Annotated in this window: 15 protein-coding genes; 5 read left to right on the forward strand and 10 right to left on the reverse strand. The window is 44.5% G+C overall.

Annotated elements, in window-relative coordinates:
- Nucleotides 1-90 precede the first annotated feature (90 nt).
- A complete protein-coding gene (locus BC643_RS21995; protein WP_120275489.1) occupies nucleotides 91-627 on the forward strand; it encodes a hypothetical protein in 537 nt (178 codons plus the stop codon).
- An 80-nt stretch (nucleotides 628-707) separates the two neighbouring features.
- Here BC643_RS21995 and BC643_RS22000 read toward each other — a convergent pair whose 3' ends face one another.
- The 6 genes from BC643_RS22000 to BC643_RS22025 all read right to left on the reverse strand — a co-directional run bounded on the left by BC643_RS22000 (nucleotide 708) and on the right by BC643_RS22025 (nucleotide 8374).
- Nucleotides 708-1442, reverse strand: coding sequence for a hypothetical protein (locus tag BC643_RS22000; RefSeq protein ID WP_120275491.1), 735 nt, complete (start codon nucleotides 1440-1442; stop codon nucleotides 708-710).
- Between the two features lie 108 nt (nucleotides 1443-1550).
- Nucleotides 1551-1949 (reverse strand): hypothetical protein, encoded by a 399-nt coding sequence (locus tag BC643_RS22005; RefSeq protein ID WP_120275492.1) that lies wholly within the window; start codon nucleotides 1947-1949, stop codon nucleotides 1551-1553.
- A 645-nt stretch (nucleotides 1950-2594) separates the two neighbouring features.
- Entirely contained in the window at nucleotides 2595-5063 is a 2469-nt protein-coding gene (locus tag BC643_RS22010; RefSeq protein WP_120275494.1) for an alpha-ketoacid dehydrogenase subunit alpha/beta, read from the reverse strand.
- Nucleotides 5064-5138: 75 nt separating this feature from the next.
- Entirely contained in the window at nucleotides 5139-5528 is a 390-nt protein-coding gene (locus tag BC643_RS22015) for a four helix bundle protein (RefSeq protein WP_120275496.1), read from the reverse strand.
- 42 nt (nucleotides 5529-5570) lie between these two features.
- Nucleotides 5571-6929: a dihydrolipoyl dehydrogenase gene (lpdA, locus tag BC643_RS22020; protein ID WP_120275624.1), complete on the reverse strand. Its 1359-nt coding sequence runs from the start codon at nucleotides 6927-6929 to the stop codon at nucleotides 5571-5573.
- Nucleotides 6930-7054: 125 nt separating this feature from the next.
- A complete protein-coding gene (locus BC643_RS22025; RefSeq protein ID WP_120275498.1) occupies nucleotides 7055-8374 on the reverse strand; it encodes a dihydrolipoamide acetyltransferase family protein in 1320 nt (439 codons plus the stop codon).
- Nucleotides 8375-8718: 344 nt separating this feature from the next.
- Here BC643_RS22025 and BC643_RS22030 point away from each other — a divergent pair, with 344 nt between their 5' ends.
- From BC643_RS22030 to BC643_RS22045, 4 genes are all read left to right on the forward strand, one after another.
- Nucleotides 8719-9432, forward strand: a complete 714-nt coding sequence (locus tag BC643_RS22030; RefSeq protein WP_120275499.1) for a GntR family transcriptional regulator — start codon at nucleotides 8719-8721, stop codon at nucleotides 9430-9432.
- A gap of 426 nt (nucleotides 9433-9858) precedes the next feature.
- Nucleotides 9859-11169: an aspartate kinase gene (locus BC643_RS22035; RefSeq protein ID WP_120275500.1), complete on the forward strand. Its 1311-nt coding sequence runs from the start codon at nucleotides 9859-9861 to the stop codon at nucleotides 11167-11169.
- A gap of 327 nt (nucleotides 11170-11496) precedes the next feature.
- Nucleotides 11497-11874 (forward strand): RNA recognition motif domain-containing protein, encoded by a 378-nt coding sequence (locus BC643_RS22040; RefSeq protein ID WP_120275502.1) that lies wholly within the window; start codon nucleotides 11497-11499, stop codon nucleotides 11872-11874.
- A 9-nt stretch (nucleotides 11875-11883) separates the two neighbouring features.
- Nucleotides 11884-12081: a cold-shock protein gene (locus BC643_RS22045; protein WP_120275503.1), complete on the forward strand. Its 198-nt coding sequence runs from the start codon at nucleotides 11884-11886 to the stop codon at nucleotides 12079-12081.
- Between the two features lie 92 nt (nucleotides 12082-12173).
- Here the strand turns inward: BC643_RS22045 and BC643_RS22050 are convergent, their stop codons facing one another.
- The 4 genes from BC643_RS22050 to BC643_RS22065 all read right to left on the reverse strand — a co-directional run bounded on the left by BC643_RS22050 (nucleotide 12174) and on the right by BC643_RS22065 (nucleotide 18519).
- Complete coding sequence (locus BC643_RS22050) at nucleotides 12174-14465, reverse strand: PAS domain-containing sensor histidine kinase (protein WP_120275505.1); 2292 nt, start codon at nucleotides 14463-14465, stop codon at nucleotides 12174-12176.
- Between the two features lie 156 nt (nucleotides 14466-14621).
- Nucleotides 14622-15386 carry an MBL fold metallo-hydrolase gene (locus BC643_RS22055; protein ID WP_120275507.1) on the reverse strand — a complete coding sequence of 255 codons (765 nt, stop codon included), beginning with the start codon at nucleotides 15384-15386 and terminating at the stop codon, nucleotides 14622-14624.
- Nucleotides 15379-15888, reverse strand: coding sequence for a shikimate kinase (locus BC643_RS22060; protein WP_120275508.1), 510 nt, complete (start codon nucleotides 15886-15888; stop codon nucleotides 15379-15381). Before BC643_RS22060 ends, BC643_RS22055 begins: the two co-directional genes overlap by 8 nt.
- The gene (locus BC643_RS22065; protein WP_245995048.1) at nucleotides 15889-18519 is read right to left on the reverse strand and encodes a DNA gyrase/topoisomerase IV subunit A; all 2631 of its coding nucleotides are present in this window, start codon (nucleotides 18517-18519) and stop codon (nucleotides 15889-15891) included.
- Nucleotides 18520-18523: the final 4 nt, after the last annotated feature.

An 18523-nucleotide genomic window follows, 5' to 3' on the forward strand; every position in this document is an offset into this window, starting at 1 on the left:
CCGATTGGTAAAATAATTTTAATTCAAATAACTGTTGCATTATGGAATTTGTCGTGCAAAATTCCATAATGCAACCTAAAAACGATTGTAATGGATTTACAACGTGCAAAAGAACTTTTTTTAGAAATGGGCTGTTCGCATTTCCATATGGCTCGGGAGAAACCTGAGCTGTATGAACAATATCGAAACCTTAATATTACTCACGAGGACGAAGCAATATGGAGGCAAAGTGTATTTAATGAGTTGTTTGAAAAGATACTGCAAGGAGACTACAAAGACCTGGAGTTGTGGAGCCATCACGCATATCTTTGCGAATTAGCACTCAAACTTAATCAAGTAGATAGCTTTCAAAAAATTTTAGATGCGAATAACTATGTATCAAGTCATTTACCAAAAGATAAATGGGTCCTTGTCTCGGAAAGGCTAATTAGCAAAGGGATCTACGATATTAAGAAAAGCCTAATATTCTTTGTGTACCGTATTTGTGGCATAGAGATGGCCAAAGAATACCTAAGACATGCACGTCAATTCTGCACATATTCTGACGGAATGGACTATGAAAGATGCTTGCAATCACAGGATCAATGTATTAAGATTGAAGAAATACTATTCGGACTGGAAGCTTAAGTTCCTCAAGCTGCCGAAAGATGTGTCGTGTGACAAAATAGACTGCTCAACGCGCAAGCTTGCCTGATGCAAGCAGGGATTTATTCCCACGATTTATTATCCCACAATATTTTATTTTCTTCTGTTTTTACAGCGTCATTTAAAACGTCATCAAATGACGCGACATTCACAAGCTCGAACGTTATTGTTGAATTGTCAATATTTTGAAATTGACAATAGACAAAACCATAGCCATCATTAAAGTACCCTACAAATTCGGACTTGAACTTCGGATTAATAGAATAACTTCTAATCTCATAATAAGTCAACAAGGATTTTGCAAAAGAAAAATATTCTTGATTTTTAGCTTCAACCTGGTAGCGATATTGCAACGTATCATTTGCAAGAACATTCAACTCTTCATCCTCCCAGTATTTCCCTAGCGTAAGTTGCCAATTCCAATTACTATTTGTCTTTAGTGGATATTTCACATAGGGGAATGGCGAATATTCAAGGATTCTAAACTCATTATTCCTTGGTGGATGAATGAATACCCGGTTGGTATCTTCAATTGCTCCTGTATTATTTCGTTTCTCACTAAGCTCCCGTTTATTTTTTGTCCAGACTATAGCAAATTGTTTTTGTTCTTTAAGTGGCAAAAGTTTGCCTAAACATCCTAAATAGATCCTACCTGTTTCTTTTCTCCCTTCCTTAAAAATTGAATAGTTATAGGTATAGACAAGCTCTTTCGAATATATTGTATTGTCTTTCCCATTGGACTGTGAAACGGGAAAAGAGTAAAGAAATCCTATTATAAATGTCAACACGATTCTCATTTTATCAGTTTTAAAAATGGTATCGAAGTATGAACTGTCGGACGATGTAAGGTGTGGCTAAATTGCCAAGACCATGATAACGTCATTGTGCTAGCAAGGTTAGTTTTTTCATGGATATGTTATGGTCCAATCTGACATTTCCAAATCACTTTCAGTAATTTCTTTTCGCTTTAACACGACGTAATTAGAAACAATACTATCCCATGACTCAGCCTCTACTACGTTTGCATCGAAGAAGAATATTTGAGTAGTGTTATCCTCGGCCAAAATTATTGTTCGAATGGACATTGTATCTCCTGCTTCAATTTTTTGAGTCGTATTACCTTCATAAAAAGGAATAACTTCAATGTGAGATAACGACGTATCGGGAAAAGAACTTGAGATTCCGAAATAAATATCAGAAACAGAATTGTTAACTATTCTAAGATGACTAGGAATATCATCGCTATATGGACAACCATATAGACCGAAAATAATTATCGAAAATAGACCGAAAAACTTTTTCATAAATCACTCAAACTAAAAACTTGATCGTTTTAAAATCATTTTGTCCCTGATAATTTGCAACTAATGCTGACGTATATCTACATGGTCCTACCCCAGCTAATCGTCTTATTTATCCTCATTCAATTTAACATTAAAAAGCTTAAATATTCTATTCTCCCTCCGGTAATTATCAACAAGCGTTCAACATCGATTCAGGTGGGCGACTGACTGCCAACAACAATGCAATTATCACTTAATAACGATCACTTGGTTTCAGCCGACGATTATCATTTAGTAATTGCTCCGCTGGCGGCTGGGCGACCAATTATCATTTGATTATGCCTCCTCCAATTGGTTGGACAAGCAATTATCATTTAATAACGACTACGAAATGAACTGGTAGCTCGAAGTCACCAGATAACCCGCTGCCGCGCGATTGTATCTCGTGGCGAAATTTAGCAAACCAAGCAAAGGGATTCGTGCGGGAGCTGAGCCTGTTTAAACGGATTGAGGGCTTCACTTCGAGTGAAACCCTCAATTTCCTGGCAGGCCCTCCAAACCAATTAACAGGGTGACTTCGAGTCACCCGGTTAATATCCACTCCTGAAAAGAAAAAAGGCCATCCGGAGCACCGGACAGCCTTGGGGAAAAATCTATCAACAAAAATTAAACGCCCAACTTATTACGTCTGATTTGTTCGGGCTCGGTGAAGTTGCTTTTCACCACGTGCCCTTTCAACGGAACAATTTTTTCGTGAATGGCATCGATGATCCAGTCGGCTTGCGGGAAGAAGGAGTTCTCCAGCTCGTAAGCAGGTGTGATCCAGTTGCGCGAGCCAACGACCACCGGCGGGCCATCCAGCTCGTCGAATGCCAGCTCGGTGATGTTCGAAGCCAAATCGCGCATGAACGATCCGCGGGCCGACGCATCGCCGGAAATCACCAGACGACCGGTCTTCTTCAGCGACTCGATCACCGGCTCGTAGTTAAACGGCACCAACGAACGGGCATCGATCACTTCGGCACTTAGGCCATATTTTTCCTGCAGAATGTCGGCAGCCTCGAGCGCACGGTATAAGGTTGCACCAATGGTCAGGATGGTCACGTCCGAACCTTTGCGCTTCACATCCGGCTCGCCAAACGGAATTTCGTAGTATTCTTCGGGCACACCACCTTCGTGGAACTGCTCACCAATATCATAAATACGTTGACTTTCGAAGAAGATAACCGGGTCGGTTCCCTGCAGCGCCGAGTTCATCAACCCTTTGGCATCGTAAGGTGTAACTGGGAAACAAACTTTCAGGCCCGGAATATGAGCCGCCAGGGCTGTCCAGTCCTGCGAGTGCTGGGCTCCGTATTTCGAACCAACGGAAACACGCACCACCACCGGCATTTTAATCACATTACCACTCATGGCTTGCCACTTCGGCAACTGGTTGAACACCTCGTCGCCGCAACGGCCCAGGAAGTCGCAATACATGATTTCGGGAATCACGCGGCCGCCGCACATCGCATAACCAATGGCAGTACCGATAATGGATGCTTCGGCAATCGGCGAATTAAACAGGCGGTGATATGGCAGCGCCTCTGTCAGGCCGCGATACACCGCAAATGCACCACCCCAGTCACGGTTTTCTTCACCGTAAGCCACCAGGGTCGGATCTTTATAGAATCGGTCGACAATGGCTTCGAAAATACCATCGCGCAAACCATATTGTTTGATTTTAGAGAAAGGCTTGCCATCCTTGTCGAAGGCGAAACGCTCTTTCGTTTGCAGCTGCTTCACCCGCGGATTTTCGGCCATGGGGTGATTCACCTCAACCGGGCGATCTTCCATTTTATCAACCGACTCGTCCGAGAACATCATGTCGCCAATCAGTTCCGGGTATTTTTCCATATCCATCAAAGGTGAAATAACGGGGTCAATTGCCAGTTTCACGCCCCAGGTAATGAGGTCGGTTGTGGCCGAGCGGGTACCATTCAATTCATCTTCAGTGGCAATTCCGGCTTTCACCAACTCAGCACCAAACCACAAAATTGAATCCACCGCCTGCCATGCTTCCACCTCTTCTTTCGAACGGTAAGACGAGGCATCGGATGGCGAGTGACCGCTGAAACGGTAAGTCAGCACATCCAGCAAAACAGGCCCGCGCTTTTCTTCCAGAATTTTGCGCTTACGTTTGTAGGCGTCGATCACCGCCAACGGATTGTAACCATCCACACGTTCGGCGTGCAACTGGTCGTCGTTCAGGCCGGCGCCAATACGCGCAGCAATATTGTATCCCATGGTTTCGCCACAAGTTTGGCCACCCATACCGTACTGGTTATTCATGATGTTGATGATCAGTGGCAGACCACCTTTCATGTCTCCTTCCCACAACTGGTTGAACTGGTCCATGGTTGCAAACGACAAACCTTCCCAAACAGGACCGCAAGCCATGGAAGCGTCACCGATGTTGGCCACAATGATACCATCCTTGCGGTTTACCTTTTTGAAGAGCGCTGCTCCAACTGCAATATCGCCCGAGCCACCAACAATGGCGTTGTTCGGATAAACGCCGAAAGGTGTAAAGAAGGCGTGCATCGAGCCACCCAAACCACGGTTAAAACCGGTTTCACGCGCAAAGATTTCAGCCAGTGTTCCGTAAATCAGGAAGCGGATCGCCAGTTCTTTCACGGTACCTTTGAAGTTTTCTTTAACCGGCGCAAAAGTTTTGCCGTCGAAATGCTTGTTCATCACATCCATCAGCTGGTCGTCGTTCAATTTGTGAATTGCCGATAAACCTTTGGCCAAGATCTCACCATGCGAACGGTGCGAACCGAAAATGAAATCCTCAACACCCAGCGTGTAAGCCATACCAACAGCCGCTGCCTCCTGCCCGATCGACAAGTGAGCAGGTCCAGGGTGGTTGTAAGGAACACCATTGTACTCGCCTTTGGTTTTGATTTCATTCAACATGGTTTCGAACTCGCGAATCACCACCATGTCGTGGTAAATACGCAGAAAATCGTCTTTCGAGAAATTGGCTTTCTCGTCTTCAATTGTTTTGTTGTATTGATTAACAGGAATTGGCTTGAAAGTTACTTCGCCAGCTTTCCTGACATTTTGCGGATCAATAAATTGTACTTTAGGCATATCTAATTAGTTTTTAAGTTTTGAGTTAATAAATGTTCCAAGTTTTAAATTTCAAGTTCCAAGTGAGATCGGCATTTACTTAAATTTCTTTCCCTTTAGATCAGATTCTTTCAAGTAGCCGATCAAGCCATTTAGCATTCGGCTAATTTCAATTGCTGATTCATACGCTTCGTCAAATTCAGATTGGGAAATATAACCGCAATCCAAAGCCCGATACAACTGAGACCGGCACTCGCCGCAGGATCCTTTACTTATAGCCAGAAACCGAATAAATTCCTTGTTTCCATCCCGCTCGTATCCCTCAGCGATGTTGTCCATCACAGAACCCGAGGAGGCTTTTATCTGGCTAACAAAGCGGTAGTCTCGAGAAAAGCCAACTATTGAAGTGAATGCATGAATCGTCTTGCAGAACTCTCGAGAAGCCTGCCACACTTTCAAATCTTCAAATCGCTGCACTTTACTCATTACTTCAAAACTTGGAATTTGAAACCTGAATTTTGGAACTTTTTAAAATTGAAATATGGTTTCCTTGATAATCTCACTAACGGTTGGGTGCGGGAAGACAATTTCTTCGACATCCTGAACACGCAGCTGGGCTTCGATTAAGGCGCAGGCGCCCCAGATCATTTCGGAGCAGGCTCCACCAACCATGTGAACACCGAGAATTTCCTTGTATTTCTTACCAACGACAACTTTACAGAAGCCGTCTTTCCCTTCGTTTTCAGCAATGAACCGCCCGGCATAAGCCATAGGCAATTTGCGGGTTTCAACCTCAATACCTTTTGCTTTAGCTGCTGACTCGGTCAAGCCAACTCCGGCGATCTCGGGATGCGTGTACACAACACCGGGAATGGCATTGTAGCGCATCACATCCTTTCGTCCCAAAATGTGGTTGATGGCAACTTCGCCCTCACGACTGGCCGTGTGAGCCAACAGCGAGAAACCGGTAATGTCGCCGGCAGCGTATACATTCGGAATGTTGGTGCGACAGAACTGGTCGATCTTCACACCGCGGGGTGAAAACTCAACGCCAATGTTTTCCAGTCCGATACCTTGTACATTCGGGCGGCGGCCAACCGACAACAGCACTTGCTCGCCAGTTACCGACTGTACTTTGCCATCTTTTTCGAAAACCACTTCCTTGCCTTTCAGCTCGGTTACTTTGGCGTTCAGATGGTACTCGATTCCGCGCTTGGTAAATTCCTTGCGCACGAAAGCACAAATCTCTTCGTCGACGCCGGTCAGAATTTCTGGCAACATCTCGATCACGGTTACCTTCGTTCCCATGGCGTTGTAAAAATCGGCAAACTCGGTACCGATCACACCGCCACCGATGATCACCAGGCTTTTGGGCAATTCTTTCAGTTGCAGAATTTCGCGGTTTGTTAACACCAGCTCTTTATCGAGTCCCGGAATGGGCGGGACAGCTGCTTCGGAACCGGTACAAATCAGCAGGCGGCTGGCCTGGTAATCTTTTCCGTCGGCAGTAATGGTAATTAGGTCGCCACGCTTTTCTTTAATTACAGCCTCGGCCATCACAACCTCAGCTTTGGCATGCTTCATTTTCATGCCTACGCCCGACACCAGTTTGTTCACAACCTTGTCTTTGCGGGCCATAATCTTTCCGAAATCGAAGCCTACACCATTGACCTCGATTCCGTATTTTGATGCCTCGTGGGCATATTCCAAAACCTTAGCCGAATTCAGCAAAGTCTTGGTTGGGATGCAGCCTTCATTCAGACAAACACCACCCAATGCTCTTTTGTCGAAGATGATCACGCTCAAGCCTTTTGCTCCTGCCCGTTCGGCAGCAACATAACCGGCGGGACCTCCTCCCAAAATAGCTATATCAAATTTGTTACTCATTTCAATTAGATTGTTAGATTTTCGGATTGTTAGACTATAAGACTTCCCGATGTTCAGATTGTCAAATCGCCAGAACATGTGGTTTTAGTTAGTCTGACAATCCAATCATCCAGTATCTGAATATCCTAAATCGTCAGGTTTTCAATTTGCTCTTTAATTTCTTTCAGGAACAGTGTCGCTTCGCCGCCGTCCAGCGCCTGGTGATCGTAGGTCAACGATAAGCCCATCATCGGTACAAAACCATAGACGCCATCGCCCAAATCTTTCGGACGAGGAACAATGGTACAGACACCAAGGATAGCCGACTGCGGCAGGTTGATGACTGGCGTAAACATTTCCACGCCATAATTACCCAGGTTCGAAACAGTGAAAGTTGCTGCTTCGGGCTTCAACAACTCCGGATCAACATTGCCCTTGCGAGCTGCACCGGCAACGGACGCCAACTGAGACGATAGTCCTTCAATGGAAAGATCGTCGGCATTTTTAACCGCCGGAACCATCAAACCACGTTCGGTATCAACCGCCAAGCCCAAATGCACTTTCTTAAACCAACGCATACTGTCGCCGATAAAATGGGTGTTTACCTGCGGGAATTTCTTCAGCGCTTTAATAACTGCAAAGCAAACCAAATCGTTTATCGTGATATTTTGAGAGATCTCTCCGGCTTCCAATTTCTTTTTGTATTGTTTGCGCAGTGCCATCACCTTGCGGGCATCGGCACTCATATGGTGTGTCAGCTGTGCTGAGTTTTGCAGCGACTGGTGCATGGCTTTTGCAATTAACTTGCGAATATTTGGCAACTTTTTAACCTCGAAATCGTCACCATAAACCGGGTTGTAATTCATCAGGTCGGCTGCAGCAACACGACCACCCAAACCTGTTGTTTCTTTCGGAGCTTCCAAACCTTCCGCTTTCGCTTTCTCAGCGGCCAGCGGCGTCATCTTCGGCAAGCTTTCAGCTGCGGCTTCTACATCCTGCGCAATGATACGGCCGTTCGGGCCACTGCCCTGAATTTGTTCGTAGGCAACACCCAACTTCTCGGCCATCACTTTCGCCCGAGGCGAGATCTTCACATCGCCGGCTGGCTTGTCAACCAACACAACTTCTTTCTTTAACTCAACAGGTGCAGCTGCTTCAACTTCAGGTTTTGATTCTTCGGCAGCCGGTGCGCTTCCGCCGCCCGGGCGAAACTCGTCAACAGCTTCACCTTTTGTTCCCAAAACGGCAACATTGGTCAACACCGGAACTTCATCTCCGGCTTCGAAGAAGATGGCCAACAACTCGCCATCTTCCTTTGCTTCTTCTTCAAATGATGCTTTATCGGTTTCGTAGGAGAAAAGGATATCGCCGGTTTTCACGGCGTCACCCACCTGTTTGTACCATTCGCCGATGATACATGTCTCGACAGATTGCCCCTGGCGGGGCAGAATAACTGGAATAGCCATAGTGGAATTTTATTTCGTTTAATTAGTCTCGTCCTGTTAGTCTATATCTACAATCCGACTCGAAAACTCAATATTATAAATCGACTTGTAAATACAACACTTAGAATCCAAATGCAAACAGAACCGCCAGAAACGAGCAACAAAGGCATTTATAGGATTCCGGTTGTAAACTTATATTTTTAAACTTGTAAATACAAGTTAGAAATTGAATTTTAATATTTTTTCTTAATTTTGATCTGAGATTTTGACAAAACACCACTATCCCAAGGGCTCAGCCAATTATTCAAAGCTTAACACAAACCAATAATCAGACTGAGACTTGAGAAAGTTGTAAAGACAACAGAATGGCTGAGAATAAATTACCGCAATACAAGAAACTATACGAGTCGCTGCGCAAGCATATTTTGTCGGGCATTTACGAAGAAGGCAGTTTATTGCCGTCGGAAAACGAACTATGTGCCGTACACAACATGACTCGTCCTACCGTTCGCCACGCTTTGGAAGCATTGGTGCAAGACGGGTTCATCCAGAAAAAGCAGGGAAAAGGAAGTATCGTTCGTAAACCTCCACAGGATATCGGCATCCTGTCTATTTCCGGAACATCATCAGCCATTGGCAAAGATTTCCTGCAAACCCAGATTTTGCAAAAGCCGGAAATCATGTCGTGGCCTGAGCCCTTTCATTTCGAAATATCAGAAGTTGAACGGGATTTCGGGTGCATCTACATGGAGCGTCTGCGCATTGTGAACGGGCAACCGGTTTTCTACGACATCAACCACATACCAAACATCAACCTGCCCCGGTTTACGAGTCGCACTTTTGAGAACAAATCGCTGTTTGAAATCCTGCGAACGCAGTACCAGATCGAGGTAAAAGGTGGCCAGCAAAAACTGAAAGCCCTGAAGGCCGATCAGAAAGTAGGGAAACTACTGAATATCAAAAAAGGGGATCCGGTTTTATATATTGAACGGAAGCTTTTTACCAACCGAGAGAATTTCAACATTTATTCAACCATCTATTTCAACTCGGAGAAGCACGCTATTTTTGGAAATTTTTGATAAAAAAAGAGGTGGACGTCCGTGCAACCACCCCTAACTGCACTTTAATTCCGCATGACGGAACTGGACATCCACCTTAATATCATATACAAATAACGAATATTTTACGGCTTCATCAACATTTTATACAACAGGCTGCCTACTACCCTATTTTTGCAACCTTTCGTTTCATTCAACGAAAACAATTTTTAATTCGGTATTTTCAACTTTTGTGCAAATATAAATATTCATTCACGCAATATGAATAATTATTCAGCAAATACGAAAATACTTTATTAATAAGAATAAAATCCGCATATTTGCCCTCCGAAATTAATTGGATTAATTAACTAATATACAAGACTGAATAGCATCAAATAAACTGGAGCCGGCACGTCGGATTCCGATCCTGCTTCAGGCTATTACCGGACGCAAAAACAACACGCAATGAAAGTATTAAAATTTGGTGGCACATCCGTTGGAAGCGTAGAGAACATGAACGCTGTGATGAAATTGATTACCGACGGAGAAAAGAAACTGGTTGTATTATCCGCCATGTCTGGAACGACCAACGCATTGGTCGAAATCGCTGATTATCTGAATAAGAAAAATAAGGACGCAGCTTTTACACAAATCGCTGCACTCGAGCGTAAATACGAAGCGGTTGTCAAGGAGCTTTACAAAAGCGCCGATATCCGCAAGGAAGCTGCCAAAGCAATAAAAAAGGCATTCACCACAATTAAATCTTTCACATCCGGCGAGTTTAACGAAATCGGCGAAAGAACCATTGTTGCTCAGGGCGAACTGATCTCAACCGCTCTTTTCACCCAATTGATGAAGGAAAACGGTCACAAAACCAAACTTCTTCCGGCATTGGATTTCATGCGCATCGATGCAGACAAAGCAGCCGACATGCACGAAATTCGTCCGTTGATTCAGAAAAGCCTGCAGGAAGCCGGTGAAGCAGATTATTACATTACCCAAGGTTTTATTTGCCGCAATGCCGATGGCGAAATTGACAACCTCCAACGTGGTGGTTCAGACTACACGGCTTCGTTGATCGGTGCAGCTATCGATTCTGAAGAAGTTCAGATTTGGACCGACATTGACGGATTCCACAATAACGATCCGCGCTACGTCAAAAACACGAAGAAAATTGAACAACTGTCGTTTAATGAAGCGGCAGAGCTAGCCTATTTTGGCGCTAAGATTTTGCACCCGCAAACAGTATTGCCGGCCAAACTTCAAAACATCCCGGTTCGTTTGAAAAATACCATGAACCCAACTGACGGCGGAACGTTGATTACCCACGACTCAAGCGGCACAGGTATCAAAGCTGTTGCGGCGAAAGACGGTATCACTGCGATCAAAGTTCGTTCGTACCGCATGTTAATGGCTTACGGTTTCATGAAAAACCTTTTCGAAATTTTCGAGTTTTTCAAAACGCCAATCGACATGGTAACAACATCAGAAGTTGCCGTATCGGTTACCATCGACAACACCAACAAACTGGAAGACATTGTTCGTGAACTGAAAGAATACGGCGAAGTTGAAGTGGACGAAGACCAATCGATCATCTGTGTTGTTGGAGACCTGATTGCCGACGAACACGGTTTTGCGGCAAAAGTATTTACCGCCCTGGAAGGTATTCCAATCCGCATGATCTCGTACGGTGGTAGCCGTCACAACATTTCGGTGCTGGTTGCAACAAAAGACAAACTGACAACACTGCAAGCATTGAGCGATCACTTGCTGTAAATAATAAGAATCAAATTTAAATCAGCTGGTTCTAACAGGGCACGATGCTCATTTAGTTAGAATCAGCTGATTTTTTTTGCTCCAATCTCAATTCGAAGGACATTGGCCCGATCTTAATCATAGTAGCGGTCATCCTTTTTCTAAATCACGGGGAAATCCCGAATCTTCCGAATTTTACATTTCTGTTCGCCAATTCGGGCGAAATCAGGCACTTTGAGTTAAAGATTTGATATAAAAGGATAAATAAATGGTTTATTTACCTCAATAATTTTTTTAGAAGCAAATTAAGAGTACATTTACGACTTACATTTTTATTTTTTATTGATTATGAACATTTTTGTTGGAAACCTCAACTACAACATCACTGAGGATGACCTTAGAGAAATTTTTGAGGAGTATGGTGAATTGAGCTCTGTAAAATTAATTTCAGACAAATTCACTGGTAAAAGTAAAGGTTTCGGTTTCGTTGAAATGGCTGACGCTGATGAAGCAAAAAAAGCTATTGAAGAATTAAACGGAGCTGAAGTCGAAGGAAGAACAATGGTTGTTAACGAGTCTATCGAGAAAAAAAGAGAACCTCGTGACAACAATCGCAGAGGCGGCGGCGGTTTCAACCGTGGCGGCAATGGCGGTGGTTTTAACCGCGGTGGAAACAGCGGTGGTGGCTACGGTCGTAGAGACAACAACTTCAGATCAAACTACTAATAGTTTGGCATGAAGGGCACTGTAAAATGGTATGACGCTACCAAAGGTTTCGGTTTTATCCTGACAGAGGAAAACAAAGACATCTTTGTTCACCGGACCGGGTTAGTTGATTCATTTGCTGGTCTCGAACCAGACGAGACTGTTGAATTTGAAATCGGACAAAGCAAAAAAGGTCCGGTTGCAACGAACGTAACAAAAGTAGATTAATTTTGAGATTGAGCTGTTTTTATCGATCAGCTCTTCTTTCTAAGATATTTTTACTCTTTGTTTTTTAAAACCCGAAGAAATTCGGGTTTTTTTTATTTTTTAGGCATTCTGAAAACAAACTCGCTTCCTTTTCCAATTTGAGAAGTCACCTCAATTCGTCCACCTAACGCTTCAGCATACGCCTGGGAAATGGCAAGCCCCAAACCCGATCCCTCCTTCAAACGGGTTAAATTCATATCGGCCTGAACAAACCGTTCAAAAATCAACTCCATTTTGTCGGGATAAATTCCGGAACCAGTATCCTTCACAAAAAACAGGAAACTTTCGGCTTCGTTTAAATAGCCAAATTCAATCGAACCTTCAGATGTAAACTTCACGGCATTCTTCAACAAGTTGATGAGTATCGTTTCCAGCTTGTATTTGTCGGTTTCAATGCAATCAACCTCGTCCTTTTCCGGTAGAATACATTGGAGCGATATATTTTTTGCTTCAGCTTGCGTCTGGAATAAATCTTTTAGAAACTGAAACTCTGTCTTCAAGTCTACACTTGTCAAAATCAGCTTACTTTGCCCTGCTTCAATGCGAGAAATTTCGATGATATTCCCGATGGTATCCAATAGCCGGGTGCCACTCATCTTCACCAAATCGAAGAAACTTTGTTTCTGTTTTTCATCGAAGTCAGGATCCTGCAGCATTTCCAGGAAACCTAAAATGCTATTCATCGGTGTCCTGATCTCATGCGACATATTCATAAGGAAAGCAGTTTTCAACCGATCGTTTTCTTCCGCTTTTTCCTTGGCAACAATCAGATCTGCTTCGTTCTGCTTCACCGAACTAATATCGACACAGAATCCCTCATAACTTTTATCTTCCGGATCATACTGCACATACAACGAAAACCACTTGATTTTTCCGCTGATTAACTTCGCTTCGAACTCGTAGCCGTAAAGAGCCCCCTCTTTCTTCAGTGCATTGGCAAACTGCTCTCGCGCCGAATCATTGACCCAAAGCTTTTGTACATTATCGTAGTGCTTTTCAAATTCTTTGGCATCGCAACACTCAAACTGGTGAATCAGCGTATCGTTAAAGATCACAAACTCACCGGTAGCAGCTGTTTTAAAGATTCCGACCGGCGCATTCTCGAAAATGTAGCGATATTTCTCTTCGCTTTCGCGCAACGACTTTTCCAACTCCTTCCGCTTGGTAATATCCCGCCCAATCCCTAAGATACCTATCAAGTGCCCATTCTCTTCAAACAGGGGCGTTTTAATCGTTTCCAAGATCTCCCGGTGCCGGTCTGCGAACTCAATTTCTTCTTCATAAATATAAGATTCGCCGACCTCCATTGCCGTATTATCCTCTCTTCGAAAATGATCAGCAATGTCTTTGGGGACGAAATCATAATCGGTTTTCCCAATGATCTCGTTCACCCGCTTGCCAAAAAATTGGGAAACGCGCTTATTACACAGCTGAAAAACACCTTCCGAATTTTTCAACCACATCATATCCGGAAGTGCATTGATCAGAGCCCGCAGCTGTTCTTCCTGTTTGCGGAGATTCTCTGTTGCTAGTCTCAGATGAGTAATATCCCTTCGAATCCCAACAATCCGTTTCACAAAACCACTATCGGTAAGTCCGGCTACTGAGCCAATTACCTGGTGCCAGCGATAGTTTCCGTCGGCATGCAACATTCGCGCTTCATAACGGTACTCGTCTGTTTCGCGCGCCAAAATACGTTGAATATTGCGAATCACCTCCATCCGGTCCTCCGGGTGCACCCGATTAAGCCACACATACCGGTCGTGATGTCCGTACTCTGGCTTATACCCCAGCATCGTGTAAAATATTGGCGATGCATACCATTGATCGTTCGAAACATCCCAATCCCAGATACCGGTCTCAGTCGTTTCCAAGGAAATTCGCAAGCGTTCCTCGCTCATCTTCAACTCACGCTCCAGTTGATGATGTTTCGTTACATCGATAATTGACCCGGATATTGCGGGGCGCCCGTTATAATCAATTCGATTCCCCAGTACGCGTACGTAAACAGTCTTCCCTGATTGATGCTTGCCTTCAAATTCATATTCCAACGATTCAACCTCTGCCTGTAGCCGGGCATTCACATTTTCAACGACCTTTGAACGATCTGATTCAACAACCAAATCTTCAGGTCCCAGAATATCGACAATCTCGTCCGGTTTGTACCCGAAGATATCGGCGAAACGCTTATTCGCATACCGAAAACGATGGTCTTGAATAATGTACATTCCGACCAGCGAATTTTCAATCAAACTGTCAAATACACCTTGATTGGAGTTAGACAAATTCGCGTGATTGTATTTCCGTTTTTCTCTTCCAAGAAGGCGAGGTAGCAATCTCAACATAGCTTTGATCAATTAGCGGGGTGCAACCGATTCAAATTAACTAAATAACATGAAAGATAAATATACGGCAATCCGAAGTGACGATCCAAAAAAATGTGGGCAATTCGCAAAATAAATTACAAACCTAGAGGAAAAAGCAGAATTTTTAACCGTTTTCTAGAGTTCGAAAATGGCCGTGGATTGATGTCGCGAAGTCAACTCAACCTGGAATCGGCTGCGTAACGGATCGAACACAGCATCAGCTATTTCGGGCGTATTGTTCTCACCCGACAAGTGACTTAAGAAAATTGTGCGGAGATTTTCGCCTGCAAACTCGTTCGCTAATTCATAGGCCTGCAAGTTGGACAAGTGCCCCACAGCTGATGATACGCGCTGTTTCAAATAATAAGGATATGGACCACTCATCAACATGTCTTCGTCATAATTACTCTCCAGAAAGACGGCGTGACAAGCCGAAAAATGAGATTTAACCTGATCGCAAGCTTCTCCGATATCCGTCATAACGCCGACATGTTTACCGGCGTAACTCACCCGGAACGAACAAGCGTCGGCTGCATCGTGCGATTTAGAAAAAGCATGCACCTCGAACTCTCCAACCGAGAAAGATTGATCGGGATCGAACCAAACAACATGCTCAGGCCGATTAGCTTTACTCAGCGCTAAAAAAGTCTTCTTGGTAATGTACACCGGTATGTGGAGGCGTTTGCTCAGAACCCGTGCTCCACGTGCATGATCGCAATGCTCGTGCGTAATCAACAGGGCTTTGATTTTGTGCTCAGCAATTCCTTTCTCCTGCAAACGAAGCTGCAACTGGCGGGCGCTCAAACCAACGTCGACCAGGATTGCCTCCTGATCGTTACCTATATAATAGCAGTTTCCGTTACTACCCGACGCCAATGCACATACTTCCAGTTTACTCATGCTCAAACTCTATGCGGGACAAAATTTCAGGGGTTGTAATATTCGATCCGGTGATTTGGTAGCTCGCCTGTTCATAGTACGGACGGCGTTTTTCCAACATGCCCTCAATGAAACCAACAAGCTCTTCCGGGCTCTTTCCTTTCACCAAAGGTCGTTCTGTTTTCGATTGCATCAAGCGATTGGCCAGTTCTTCCGCATCAACATCCAGAAAAATGCAGATTCCGGTCCGGTTCATCACCTCCACATTATCGAAAAAACATGGTGCACCGCCTCCGGTCGCAATCACCACATCTTCGAATTCCGAAACTTCCTGCAAACAGGCTTGTTCCTTCAAACGAAATCCCGACTCCCCTTCTTCTTCAAAAATCTGAGGGATAGTTTTAAAATATTTTTTCTCCAGGTATTTATCCAAATCCAGGAACGACAAGCTCAATTTTTTGGCCAACTCTTTTCCCAAAGTAGTTTTGCCACAGGCCATATAGCCAATCAGATAGATCCTCATTTAGAATAACGACATTTGGTTCTTATCATCTTCTTCATCATCTTTCTTCTTCCGGTTTACTTCGAAAGGAACATCTTCAGTGTCCACTTCTTCCGGTTCTTCATCCGGTATCTCATGCTCGTCCTCGTCTTTCACGATCGGCTCCAACTCGGTAATATTCTCCACCTCGTAGTTGGTCAATCGTTTTCCGCGCGCTTTATGCGATTTTACACCGATAAATTCCGAAACCTCGATGATCTCGTTTTCACGCTGAGCATTTTTCCCGCCAAAGGTAATCTCTAATCTCGGATAATGTACCCAGGTGATGCTAACTAATTTATTATTGGGGTGATCTCCAACAAAACCAACCCGTTTTCCCTGAACGTCATCAATCTGGAATCGCTTCACGTAATAGAATTCCTGTTCGGCATCGAAATACACAACAGAGAGCACTTTTTCGTGATCAAACTTCTCGATGATCAGGATATCCTGATCGAAGTGATTACTCAAGTCGAAGTTGTAAAGCTGATAATCGCCGTTTTTGTAGAGCACCAAAATCTGATCGTCTCCTTGAAATTCACCAAGGAACTTACCACGACCATCTGAATTCAGACGCAGCACATCGTGATCGAACCAGATTTTTCGTCCTCCTAAAGTTGATACACCTTTCTCCTTCAGGACGATTTTGTGCAATTCGAATTTGGAAAGAATATTCCCCATGGCGGCCCGTCCCTTAATCGCCAACTCGCCCATGTCGACTTCAAACATCAGGCGTTTTAAGCGGGCTTTCGGTTTTAGCGTCACTTTCAGTACTTCGGCTTCTCCGTTCGGGTTGGCGCTGAAGTAGCAAATTCTCGATCCGGCAGTTCCCTGCGTTACATCATATTCTTTGTCGCGCGTAACGCCAGTTACGGCAAAGCGCTTCATGTAGTAATTACCGGCCTTTCCGTCGCGATAAACCACATTATAAATGGTACGCTTGTCATTCTTTTTGAACACCGCCAGGTGCTGAATATTTTTACCGATAAAGGCTTTATCCGACACCTTGGTGATGAAATAAGTTCCGTCCTTCCGGAAGACGATAATGTCGTCGATATCCGAACAATCGCAAACATATTCGGCTTTCCGCAGGCTGGTTCCCATGAAACCTTCCTCGTAATCGACATACAATTTTTCGTTGGCAACAACCACCTTGGTTGCTACAATATTTTCGAAATTCCGAAGCTCGGTTTTCCGCTCTTTTCCTTTTCCGTATTTGGCTTTTATCCGCTCGTAATATTCAATACTGAAAGGAATAATGTTTTCGATGTTTTTGTTGATTTCTGCGATCTCATCTTCAATCGACTGAATATGATCGTTCGCCTTGTCGGTGTTGAATTTCAAAATTCGCGCCATGCGAATCTCCATCAACTTCAAAATATCTTCGCGGGCAACTTCGCGGATCAGCTTCGGCTTCCAGGGTTCCAGGCGTTTATCAATGTGGGCAATCGCCTCATCCATGTTCTCCGCCTGTTCAAATTCTTTATCCTTGTAAATCCGCTCTTCGATGAAGATTTTCTCCAACGAGGCAAAATGCAGCGCATCCTGCAATTCACTCTTCCTAATCTCAAGTTCCAGCTTCAACAGCGCAACCGTCTGGTTCGTGTTTCGCCTCAGGATATCGCTAACTCCCAGGAAAAGCGGCTTATCGTTTTCAATGATGCAAGAGTTGGGCGAAATCGACACCTCGCAGTCGGTAAATGCGTAAAGGGCGTCGATGGTTTTATCGGAAGAAACACCCGGTGCCAGGTGCACCAGAATTTCTACTTTGTCCGACGTATTATCGTCGATATGTTTGATCTTGATCTTATTCTTTTCGTTCGCCTTGATGATGGACTCGATGAGCGTGCTCGTTGTTTTCCCAAAGGGCAGTTCGGTAATCACCAAAGTTTTGTTGTCCTGCTTTTCAATTTTAGCACGAACTTTAACGGCACCGCCACGCAGCCCGTTATTGTATTTAGCCACATCAACCGAACCTCCCGTTGGGAAGTCGGGATACAATTCAAACTCTTCCTCATTCAGGTGTGCAATCGACGCGTCGATCAGTTCGATGAAGTTGTGGGGCAATATTTTCGATGCCAAGCCAACAGCGATCCCTTCAACACCTTGTGCCAGCAGCAAAGGGAATTTCACAGGCAGCGTCACAGGTTCCCGGTTTCGGCCATCGTACGACAACTTCCACTGGGTCGTCTTCGGGTTGAAAACAACGTCGAGGGCAAACTTCGATAAACGCGCTTCAATATAACGCGGTGCAGCCGAACCATCACCCGTCAGGATGTTTCCCCAGTTTCCCTGGGTATCCACCAACAGGTCTTTTTGCCCCAATTGCACTAAGGCGTCACCGATCGACGCATCACCGTGCGGGTGATACATCATGGTTTGCCCGATGATGTTCGCTACCTTGTTGTAACGTCCGTCATCCATTTCGCGCATGGCATGTAAAATCCGTCGCTGTACCGGTTTCAGTCCGTCGTTAACATACGGAACCGCCCGCTCCAGAATTACATACGAAGCATAATCGAGGAACCAGTTTTGGTACATCCCCGACAAATACGTAATGTTGTCTCCCTTTTCAGAACCCGCTTGATCTGCTTTGATATCCTCTTCGCTCACCTTA

The organism is Mangrovibacterium diazotrophicum (assembly GCF_003610535.1).
GTDB lineage: Bacteria > Bacteroidota > Bacteroidia > Bacteroidales > Prolixibacteraceae > Mangrovibacterium > Mangrovibacterium diazotrophicum.

Coding starts and splice junctions, on each gene's coding strand:
- BC643_RS21995 (WP_120275489.1), top strand. CDS start 91: ATGGATTTACAACGTGCAAAAGAACTTTTTTTAGAAATGGGCTGTTCG.
- BC643_RS22000 (WP_120275491.1), bottom strand. CDS start 1,442: ATGAGAATCGTGTTGACATTTATAATAGGATTTCTTTACTCTTTTCCC.
- BC643_RS22005 (WP_120275492.1), bottom strand. CDS start 1,949: ATGAAAAAGTTTTTCGGTCTATTTTCGATAATTATTTTCGGTCTATAT.
- BC643_RS22010 (WP_120275494.1), bottom strand. CDS start 5,063: ATGCCTAAAGTACAATTTATTGATCCGCAAAATGTCAGGAAAGCTGGC.
- BC643_RS22015 (WP_120275496.1), bottom strand. CDS start 5,528: ATGAGTAAAGTGCAGCGATTTGAAGATTTGAAAGTGTGGCAGGCTTCT.
- lpdA (WP_120275624.1), bottom strand. CDS start 6,929: ATGAGTAACAAATTTGATATAGCTATTTTGGGAGGAGGTCCCGCCGGT.
- BC643_RS22025 (WP_120275498.1), bottom strand. CDS start 8,374: ATGGCTATTCCAGTTATTCTGCCCCGCCAGGGGCAATCTGTCGAGACA.
- BC643_RS22030 (WP_120275499.1), top strand. CDS start 8,719: ATGGCTGAGAATAAATTACCGCAATACAAGAAACTATACGAGTCGCTG.
- BC643_RS22035 (WP_120275500.1), top strand. CDS start 9,859: ATGAAAGTATTAAAATTTGGTGGCACATCCGTTGGAAGCGTAGAGAAC.
- BC643_RS22040 (WP_120275502.1), top strand. CDS start 11,497: ATGAACATTTTTGTTGGAAACCTCAACTACAACATCACTGAGGATGAC.
- BC643_RS22045 (WP_120275503.1), top strand. CDS start 11,884: ATGAAGGGCACTGTAAAATGGTATGACGCTACCAAAGGTTTCGGTTTT.
- BC643_RS22050 (WP_120275505.1), bottom strand. CDS start 14,465: ATGTTGAGATTGCTACCTCGCCTTCTTGGAAGAGAAAAACGGAAATAC.
- BC643_RS22055 (WP_120275507.1), bottom strand. CDS start 15,386: ATGAGTAAACTGGAAGTATGTGCATTGGCGTCGGGTAGTAACGGAAAC.
- BC643_RS22060 (WP_120275508.1), bottom strand. CDS start 15,888: ATGAGGATCTATCTGATTGGCTATATGGCCTGTGGCAAAACTACTTTG.